Annotated in this window: 7 protein-coding genes; 2 read left to right on the plus strand and 5 right to left on the minus strand. The window is 72.2% G+C overall.

The features are described 5' to 3' along the window. A partial coding sequence (locus tag K7B10_RS27895) for an ATP-binding protein (RefSeq protein WP_229340172.1) occupies positions 1–2,570 on the plus strand: 2,570 nt, incomplete at its 5' end. Between the two features lie 60 nt (positions 2,571–2,630). Here the strand turns inward: K7B10_RS27895 and K7B10_RS27900 are convergent. From K7B10_RS27900 to panB, 3 genes are all read right to left on the minus strand, one after another. Beyond that, positions 2,631–3,482: an ABC transporter permease gene (locus K7B10_RS27900; RefSeq protein WP_229340174.1), complete on the minus strand. Its 852-nt coding sequence runs from the start codon at positions 3,480–3,482 to the stop codon at positions 2,631–2,633. Next, positions 3,479–4,513 (minus strand): ATP-binding cassette domain-containing protein, encoded by a 1,035-nt coding sequence (locus K7B10_RS27905; protein ID WP_229340177.1) that lies wholly within the window; start codon positions 4,511–4,513, stop codon positions 3,479–3,481. Before K7B10_RS27905 ends, K7B10_RS27900 begins: the two co-directional genes overlap by 4 nt. A 132-nt stretch (positions 4,514–4,645) precedes the next feature. Next, positions 4,646–5,506, minus strand: coding sequence for a 3-methyl-2-oxobutanoate hydroxymethyltransferase (gene panB / locus K7B10_RS27910; RefSeq protein ID WP_030866904.1), 861 nt, complete (start codon positions 5,504–5,506; stop codon positions 4,646–4,648). A gap of 362 nt (positions 5,507–5,868) precedes the next feature. On the opposite strand from panB, the gene K7B10_RS27915 reads away from it, so the two are divergent. Continuing rightward, positions 5,869–6,897 (plus strand): endonuclease/exonuclease/phosphatase family protein, encoded by a 1,029-nt coding sequence (locus tag K7B10_RS27915; protein ID WP_229340179.1) that lies wholly within the window; start codon positions 5,869–5,871, stop codon positions 6,895–6,897. 87 nt (positions 6,898–6,984) lie between these two features. On the opposite strand, the gene K7B10_RS27920 is transcribed toward K7B10_RS27915, so the two are convergent. Together K7B10_RS27920 and K7B10_RS27925 are read right to left on the minus strand one after the other, a co-directional pair. Then, positions 6,985–8,739, minus strand: a complete 1,755-nt coding sequence (locus K7B10_RS27920) for an NAD+ synthase (RefSeq protein ID WP_229340181.1) — start codon at positions 8,737–8,739, stop codon at positions 6,985–6,987. Between the two features lie 108 nt (positions 8,740–8,847). Next, positions 8,848–9,764 (minus strand): DUF4190 domain-containing protein (locus tag K7B10_RS27925; protein WP_229340182.1); only part of this gene is annotated, 917 nt, incomplete at its 5' end.

Genomic DNA, 9,764 nt, shown 5'->3' on the forward strand with positions numbered 1-9,764 from the left:
CCGGGGCGCCGGGTGGCGCACCGCCGGCGGGCGCGGCCGGGTCCGCGCGGCCGGGGAACCTGCGCGTGCGGCTGACCAGTTTCGTGGGGCGCGAGGCGGACATCCGGGTCATCGGGGAGGACCTCGGGCGGGCGCGGCTCGTCACGCTGCTCGGGCCCGGCGGCGCCGGGAAGACACGGCTGTCCCAGGAGGCCGCCGAGCACGCCGCCCAGGACTGGCCCGACGGAGTGTGGTTCGTGGAGCTGGCTCCCATCGACGGACCCGACGCCCCCGAGGACGTCGCCGAGGCCGCCCTCACCGCGCTCGGCGCACGCGAGACCAAGCTGCGCGGCGGCGCCGCCGAGGAGCTGCGGGCGCTGACCGACCGCACCGGGGACCAGCCCCTGGAGCGACTCGCGGAGCACTGCGCCCGGCGGCGGATGCTGCTGATCCTGGACAACTGCGAGCACGTCATCGAAGCCTCCGCCGAACTCGCCGAGGAGCTCCTCGCTCGCTGCCCCGGCGTCCGGATCCTGGCCACCAGTCGCGAACCGCTCGGCGTGCCGGGGGAGTTCCTGCGGCCGGTGGAGCCACTGCCCGACCCCGTCGCGCTCCGGCTCCTGTCAGAGCGCGGGGCCGCCGCCCGGCCCGGCTTCACCACCGACGACGACCCCGAGGCCGCCGCCGAGATCTGCCGCCGCCTCGACGGCCTGCCGCTCGCCATCGAGCTGGCCGCGGCCCGGCTGCGGCTGCTCACCCCGCGCCAGATAGCCGACCGCCTCGACGACCGCTTCCGGCTCCTGACCGGCGGCGCCCGCACCGTACTGCCCCGCCAGCAGACCCTGCGCGCCGTCGTCGACTGGTCCTGGGACCTGCTCGACGTACCGGAGCGCGCCGTCCTGCGCCGCCTCTCCGTCTTCGCCGGCGGCTGCGACGTGTCGGCCGCCGAAGCCGTGTGCGCAGACCCGGACACCCTCGACCTCCTCGGCTCCCTCGTCGACAAGTCCCTCGTCGTCGCCGCGCCGGGCCCCGACGGCGCCGACATGCGCTACCGCCTCCTGGAGACCGTCGCCGAGTACGCCGCCGAGCGGCTCGCCGAAGCCGCCGGGGACCGCGAGGCCACCGAACGCCGCCACCTCACGTACTACCGCGAACTCGCGCGCACCACCGCGCCGCTGCTGCGCGGCCGCCGCCAGCGCGAGGCCACCGGGCGGCTCGCCACCGAGTACGAGAACCTCCGTACCGCGCTGCGCCGCGCCGTCGCCGTCCGCGACACCGACGAGGTGCTCTGCCTCGTCCACTCCCTCGCCTGGTACTGGCAGATGCACGACCTGCGCGTCGAGTCCCGGCACTGGTCCGATGCCGCCGGCGCACTCATCCCCGACCCCTTCCGCACGCCCGTCACCCCGGCCGAGCCGGTGTACGCGGAACTCACCGACACGCCCCCGCCGTACGGCGGGGAGCTGCTCACCGAGGCCTGGCGCGGCATCCGGCTGATCCAGCTCGCCTCCCGCGACCAGACCAACGAGAGCTGGAACGCGCCGGAGATCCGGGACCGGATCGACGGGATCGTCGCCGCCTACCGCCCCGGGCTGCCGCAGACCTGCCGGATCCCCGGCGGCCTGTGGATCTACGCGGTGATGATCGCGGGGGACGCCCCCCTGCTCCAGCGGGTCCTCGACGCCTCCGTCGACACCTGCCGGGAGCTCGACTACCGCTGGGAGCTGGCCTCCGCCCTCCAGGTACGGGCCAACGTGCTGGCCAACCAGGCGGCCTGGTCCGGGGACGCGGCCCGCGACGCCGACGAGAGCCATGCCCTCTTCGAGGCACTGGGCGACGACTGGGGCTGCGCCGAGGCGCTCTCCGCACGCGCCGAATCCCGCGAGAAGCGCGGCGAGTTCACGGCGGCCGGCGAGGACTTCCGGGCCGCGATCGAGCACGCCGAGCGGCTCGGAGCCCCGTCCCAGGTCACGGTCCTGCGGGTGAGGATGGCCGGGACCCTCGTCGAGAGCGGAGAGATGGCCCGGGCCGAGGAGATCCTCACCGAGATCCTGGGCACCACCCTGACCTACGGCAACGAGGCCATGCCGGCCGCCCGGATGTTCCTCGCGGGCGTCTACGGCCGCACCGGCCGCATCCCCGAGGCCCGCCGCCAGCTCCGGCTGCTGCGCGAGGAGTTCGCGCTCGGCGCCTTCGCCATCTTCGACGGCTTCCTGCTCGGCACGATGGCCTGGCTGGACAACCAGGACGGCGAGTACGCGGACGCCCTCGCCCAGCTCCGCAAGGCCATGGAGACCGCCCGGGACCCCCTCGCCCTCATGGTCGCCCCGCAGATGCCCGCCGTGTACCTGCTGACGGCGGCCGTCTCGCACGTCAGCCTCGGCGGCGGGCGGCACGCGTACGACGCCGCGCGGCTGCTCGGCGCGTACCGGGCCCACCTGCCCGCCCAGCACTTCCCGGTCAGCACGGAACGCGAGGACGCGGCCCGCGCCGAGGAGCTGACGCGGGCCGCGCTCGGCGGGGCGGCCTACGGGGCGGCGTACGCCGAAGGCGGCGGCCTCACCCTGGAGGAGGCCACCGCCCTCATCTGATCCGGTCCCCCGTACGGGGCCCGTCCGGGACGCGATCCGGAACGGACCGACCGGACCGGATCAGGTCTTCTGGCGGAACTTGCGGACCGCCAGCGGCATGGTGACCGCCGTGATGGCCACCGACCAGATCAGGGTCACCGTCACCGGGTGGGCGACCGCACCGCCGTTGATCAGGCCGCGGGCCGCGTCGGCCAGGTTGGACAGCGGGTTGTAGTCCGTGAAGGACTGCAGCCAGCCGGGCATGGTCGACGGCGGGGCGAAGATCGAGCTGCCGAACTGGAGCGGCATCAGGACCAGCATCGCCATGCCCTGGACGGCCTGCGCGGTCTTCATGGTGAGGCCGAGCAGGATGAAGATCCACATCAGCGAGGCGCCGAAGACCGCCGACAGGCCGATGGACAGCAGCAGGTCGAACACCGAGGTCTTGATCGACAGGCCGAGCATGAAGCCCACGGTCAGCAGGATCGCGATGGCGACCATCATCCGGCCGAGCTCGACGACGATCTTGGCGATGAGGACGGACGACCGGGCGATCGGCATGGACCGGAACCGGTCCATGACGCCCTTCTTGAAGTCGTCGTTGACGCCGGTGCCGACACCCATCGCGATGTTCATGCCCATCATGGCCATCAGGCCGGGGACGACGTAGTTGACGTACGCCTCCTGCTGGCCCTTGCCGGAGATCGCGCCGCCGAAGACGAACACGAACAGCAGCGTGAAGATGATCGGCATGAACAGGACGTCGAACATCGACTCGGGGTCCTGCTTGATCTGCAGGGCGTTGCGGCGCACGAGGGCGCCGATGTGCCGCAGATTGGCCCGCAGACCGATCCGGCCCTCGCCGGGGCGGCCGTCCACCGGGGCCGGACCGGGCGCGGTGGGAGCGGGCTTCGTCGTGGTTACGGTGCTCATGCCGCGACCTCCTCGGTCTTCTCGGTGGGAACGGAGTCCTCGACGGAGGCGGGGCGCTGGCCGGTGATGGCCAGGAACACCTCGTCGAGGCTGGGCAGGTAGGTGCCGAGGTCGGCGATCGCGTACCCGCGGGCGGCCAGCAGGCCGACCACGGCGGTCAGCTGCTCGTCGCTCAGGATCGGCACCAGCAGCACGCCCTCGTCCGGGACGGCCTGCGAGCCGGCGACCCCGTCCAGGCCGGCCTCCGCCAGCGAACGGGCCATGCCCGGCAGGTCGGAGGAGGAGACGGGGCGGATCCGCAGGGTGCGGCCGCCGACGCGGGCCTTCAGCTCGTCGACCTTGCCGTTGGCGATGACCTTGCCCTTGTCGATGACCGTCAGCTCGTTCGCGAGCTGCTCGGCCTCCTCCATGTACTGGGTGGTGAGCAGGACGGTGGCCCCCTCGGCGACCATCCGCTGCACCTCGTCCCACACCTCGTTGCGGGTGCGGGGGTCGAGACCGGTGGTCGGCTCGTCCAGGTAGAGCACGGCCGGGCGGCCGATCATCGAGGCGGCCAGGTCGAGTCGGCGGCGCATGCCGCCGGAGTAGTTCATCGCGGCCTTCTTGGCGGCGTCGGTGAGCGAGAAGCGTTCCAGCAGCTCGTCGGCGCGCGACCGGGCGTCCTTGCGGGACAGGTCGAGCAGCCGGCCGATCATGTAGAGGTTCTCCCAGCCGGAGAGCTTCTCGTCGACCGAGGCGTACTGGCCGGTGAGGCCTATGGTGCGGCGCAGCTGCCGCGGCTGGCGGACCACGTCGAAGCCGGCGACGGTCGCGGTCCCGGCGTCCGGGACGATCAGGGTGGAGAGGCAGCGCACGAGGGTGGTCTTGCCCGCGCCGTTGGGGCCGAGGACACCGAGGACCGTGCCCTCGCGGACATCCAGGTCGACCCCGTCCAGGGCCTTGGTCTCGCCGTAGTGCTTGACCAGCCCCCGTACCTCGACGGCGTGCGAGCCGTGCACGGGATTCTTGTCGTTTCGCGTCATGTCCACCATGGGACCATCCGCCACCGACAACGCACCGACAGCGGACCGACAGACGACCGACAGGAAGACGACCGGCGGCCGACCGGAAACCGGAAGCCCGCCGACGGGGTGTCGGCGGGCTCCCGGTAAGGGGCTGTTCGGTCAGTGGAAGCTGTGCTCGGCCTGCGGGAACGTTCCGCCGACCACGTCCTCGGCGAAGGCCTTCGCCGCGTCGCCCATGGTCGCGCGCAGGTTCGCGTACTGCTTCACGAACTTCGGCATCTTCCCGCCGGTCAGACCCATCATGTCGGTCCACACCAGCACCTGCGCGTCGCACTCCGCTCCGGCCCCGATGCCGACCGTCGGGATGTGCAGGGACCGGGTGACCTCGGCGGCCAGCTCGGCCGGGACCAGCTCCAGCACCACTGCGAACGCGCCCGCGTCCTGCGCCGCCTTGGCGTCGCGCAGCAGCTGGTGGGCGGCCTCGTCGCCGCGGCCCTGCACCCGGTAGCCCATGGCGTTCACGGACTGCGGGGTCAGGCCCAGGTGGGACATGACGGGGATGCCGGACTGCACGATCATCTCGGTCTGGTGGAGCGAGCGCTCGCCACCCTCCAGCTTCACGGCTCCGACGCCGGCCTCCTTCACGAGGCGGGTGGCACTGCGCAGCGCCTGCACGGCGCCTTCCTGGTACGAGCCGAAGGGCAGGTCGCCGACGACCAGGGCCCGGCCGGTCCCCCGTACGACGGCGGCCGACAGCATGGTCATCTCGTCCATCGTCACGGGGACGGTGTTCTCGTAGCCGAGGTGACAGTTGCCCATGGAGTCGCCGACGAGGATGACCGGGATGCCGGCCTCGTCGAAGACGGACGCGGTCATCGCGTCGTAGGCGGTGAGCATGGGCCACTTCTCGCCGCGCTCCTTGGCGAGGGTGAGGTCGCGGACGGTGATCCGCCGGGTGCCCGTGCCTCCGTACAGGGTGGGGGAGGCGGCTTCGCGGGCAGGCGAAACGGCATGCGTCATTGCAACTGCTCCTTGATGTCATCTCGAGGCGCCCTTACGGCGTCCCCGGACTCACCCACCATGGTGGCACCTGCCGGGGCCGTGGGGAAAGTGGTGAGCGGACCCGTACGTCACACTCCTGCCGTACGCGAGGAGCACGCGCTGCACCCTCATGGCCCCCTCTTGGACCTCTCATGGTCCCCTCCCCGGCGATTCGGCGCGCGCCGGAGCCAATGTGCGCGTTTCGTGACAAGCGGAACCTCGGCCACACGGCCGTTCGTCCTCCCGGACGTACGGCCGGAACAACGGCACGGAAGGCTTCGTCGATCGCCTAGGGTCAAGGTGCGGGGACGGAGCGCAAGCACGGCAGCGAGGGCAGTGGCATGGCACAGGCGTACATGACGGAGACGGGGAACGGCGGCTCGGAGCCCGAGCCCTCCGGATCCCGCCTCCGGCGCCGACTGGCCGGGCTGAGCCGGGACCGGGGCATCTGGCGGCGCGGGGTCGTCACCGCGGCCGTGGCCGCCCTGATCTCGCTGATCATGATCTTCCACGCCGAGCTGCCGAACGACGTGGGCAACCTCGGCAGCCTCACCGAGACCTTCCTGCCCTGGCTGGGCCTGGCGGTGCCGCTCCTGCTCGCCGCCGCCGTCGTGCGCAAGTCGGCCACCGCGCTGATCGCGATACTGCTGACGGCCGTCGTGTGGGTGAACCTCTTCGGCAGCCTGGTCCTCGACAAGTCCGGCTCCGGCGGCAACCTGGTGGTCACCGCCCACAACGTCGACGCCGACAACCCCGACCCGCACGGCACCGCCGCCCAGATCGCCAAGTCCGGCGCCGACGTGCTGGCCCTGACCGAGCTCAAGGGCAGCGCCGTCCCCGTCTACGAGCAGGCCCTCGCGGGCGCGTACAAGTACCACTCCGTCGAGGGCACGGTCGGCGTGTGGAGCAAGTACCCGCTCAGCTCCAGCACGCCCGTCGACATCAAGATGGGCTGGACCCGCGCCATGCGCACCACCGTGGACAGCCCGTACGGCAAGATCGCCGTCTTCGCCGCCCACCTGCCCTCCGTCCGCGTCAAGCTCAACGCCGGCTTCACCGCCAACCAGCGCGACAACAGCGCCGCGGCCCTGGGCAACGCGCTCGCCGCCGAACCGCTGAAGAAGGTCATCCTGCTCGGCGACCTCAACGGCACCATGAACGACCGGTCCCTGTCCGACGTCACCTCGCAGATGCGCTCCACGCAGGGCGCGGCGGGCGACGGGTTCGGGTTCAGCTGGCCGGCCCAGTTCCCGATGGCCCGGATCGACCAGATCATGGTCCGCGGGATCACCCCGGAAGCCTCCTGGACCCTGCCGCGCACCGGCAGCGACCACCTGCCGGTCGCCGCGCGGGTGACGGTGAAGCCGTAGCCCGTACGTTCGTACGCCCGTACGGGTGAGGAAGGGGGCCCCACCGCAGCAGCGGCGGGGCCCCCTTCCTCCGTACGGAGGCCGCGGCTACGCGTGCTCGCGCCAGCCGTTCGTGATGGGCAGCCGGCGGTCCTTGCCGAAGCCCTTCGCGGAGATCTTCGTGCCCGGCGGGTACTGGCGGCGCTTGTACTCCGCCGTGTCCACCATCCGCAGGGTCTTGGCGACCAGCGCACGGTCGAAGCCGGCCTCGACGATCGCGTCGATGCCCTGGTCGCGGTCCACGTACAGCTCCAGGATCGCGTCGAGAACCGGGTAGTCCGGCAGCGAGTCCGTGTCCACCTGGCCCGGGCGCAGCTCGGCGCTCGGCGGCTTCACGATGGAGTTCTCCGGGATCGGAGGGGTCTCGCCGCGCTCGGCCGCGGCCCGGTTGCGGTAGCGCGCGAGCCGGAAGACATCCGTCTTGTAGACGTCCTTGATCGGGCCGTACGCGCCCACCGAGTCCCCGTACAGGGTGGAGTAGCCGACCGCCAGCTCCGACTTGTTGCCGGGGGCCAGCACGATGTGGCCCTCCTGGTTGGAGACCGCCATCAGCATGGTGCCGCGCAGCCGGGACTGGAGGTTCTCCTCCGCCAGGCCGGTCAGGCCCAGCGAGCCCATGTACGCGTCGAACATCGGCTCGATCGGCACGGTCCGGAAGTTCAGGCCGGTCCGGTCGGCCAGTTCGGAGGCGTCGCCCTTGGAGTGGTCCGAGGAGTACTTCGAGGGCATCGAGACGCCGTACACGTTCTGCGCGCCGATCGCGTCGCAGGCGATGGCGGCGACGAGCGCGGAGTCGATGCCGCCGGAGAGCCCGATCAGGACGGAGCGGAACCCGTTCTTCCTGACGTACGCGCGCAGGCCCACGACCAGCGCGTCGTAGACCTCCTCGTCGTCGTCGAGGCGGTCGGCGTAGCCGCCGGCGACCACCGGCTCGTACGGTTCCACCGGCTCCTCGGAGAGGATCACGCGGTCGATCCGCAGCCCGTCGTCGACGAGGCCCTCGGGGGCGTCGGCGCGGGCGGCAGGCAGGTCGAGGTCGACGAGGACGCAGCCCTCGGAGAACTGCGGGGCGCGGGCGATGACCTCGCCGTCGGCGCCGACGACGATCGAGTCCCCGTCGAATACCAGCTCGTCCTGGCCGCCGATCATCGCCAGGTAGGCGAGGGTGCAGCCGGCCTCCTGGGCGCGCTTGCGCACCAGCTCCAGGCGCTGGTCGTCCTTGTTGCGCTCGTACGGGGAGGCGTTGACGGAGATCAGCAGGCCCGCCCCGGCGGAGCGGGTGGCGGGCACCCGGCCGCCCTCCTGCCAGAGGTCCTCGCAGATGGCCAGGGCCACGTCGACGCCGCGCACCCGGACGACCGGCTGGGTGTCGCCCGGAACGAAGTACCGGAACTCGTCGAACACGCCGTAGTTGGGGAGGTGGTGCTTGGCGAAGCGGAGGACGACCTTCCCGCCGTACAGCACGGCGGCCGCGTTCTCCGGGGACCCGGCCGGGCGGCCGAGCCGCGGGGCGGCCTGCTCCGTGCGGTCGAGGTAGCCGACGACGACCGGCAGTTCGCCGAAGCCCTCGGCCGCCAGCCGCTCCGCGAGCTCGCGCAGCGCGGTGCGGGAGGCCTCGACGAAGGAGGTGCGCAGGGCGAGGTCCTCGACGGGGTACCCGGTCAGCATCATCTCCGGGAACGCCACCAGGTGGGCGCCCTGTTCGGCGGAGTGCCGGGTCCAGTGGACGACCGAGTCGGCGTTGGCGGCGATGTTGCCGACCTGCGAGTCGATCTGATTCAGAGCGAGGCGAAGTTGAGGCACGGACCCAGTGTAATCGTCTTTCTGACGCGATGTCCTGAGCCCGTGCCTTTTCGCCGTGCCCCCGGTGTGCCGTGCGGGTGCCCGGGCCGGCCGGCGCGGGTGCCCGGATCAGCCGATCGGGCCGCTGAACTTCGCGCTGGGCAGCCGGATGCCGGGGGAGATGTCGGCCGAGAGGTGCTCGGTGCCCTCGGGGACCTCGTACGCCAGGATCCCGCTGGCGGACTCGCCCGGCAGGATGTCGCCCCTGATCATCTTCGGGACGTCGCCGCCGTCGAAGGCGAGCTTGGCGGTCATGCCCTTGTCGTCGCGGACGTTGGGCACCGCGTAGATGACGTTGTGGGTCTCGGCGGAGCCGTTGGTGATGGTGAGCGTGAACTCCACCGCGTTCCCGACCGTCGAGTACTTGTTCTTCGTGACGTACTTCTTCGGCTTCGAGAGGGTCACCTTGATGCCGTTCGGGTACGTGTACGTCTCGCCGAACGCCAGCGGGGAAGTGATGCCGGGGACCTGCGAGGGCGGGGGCGTCGGCGACGGCGCCGGGAGCGGCGGCACGCTGCCGTCGAGGTCGGACGGGACCTTCCAGCCCTCGCGGAGCTTCTTGTCGGCCACGTTCGTGACGACGTAGCCGGTGAGGAAGAGGCCTCCGGCCGAGGCGGCGAGGCCGAGCACGGCCAGGGCCGTGCCGGTGACGGCCATCGCCTTGCGGCCGGCGCCCTTCGAGGCCCGGACGAGGGCGCCGATGCCGATGCCGATGCCGACCACGGCGAGGATGCCGCCCGCCCAGAAGAGGAACGGGATGATGCCGATGACCACGGCCGCGATGCCGAGCGTGAGGGCGGCGACGGCCAGGCCGTTGGTGGTGCTCGGGGCGGGGGCGCCCCACGGGTTGCCGGGGACGGCGCCGGGGGCGTTGGCGCCCCAGGGACCGGCGGGCGGTACGGGCGCCGGCGGCGCGCCGAACGAGGGCGCCGGGGGCATCGGCGCCGGGGGCGCGAAGGCCCCGCCGGGCGCGGGCGGCGCGAACG

The sequence above is a fragment of the Streptomyces flavotricini genome (assembly GCF_020639365.1).
Taxonomy (GTDB): domain Bacteria; phylum Actinomycetota; class Actinomycetes; order Streptomycetales; family Streptomycetaceae; genus Streptomyces; species Streptomyces flavotricini.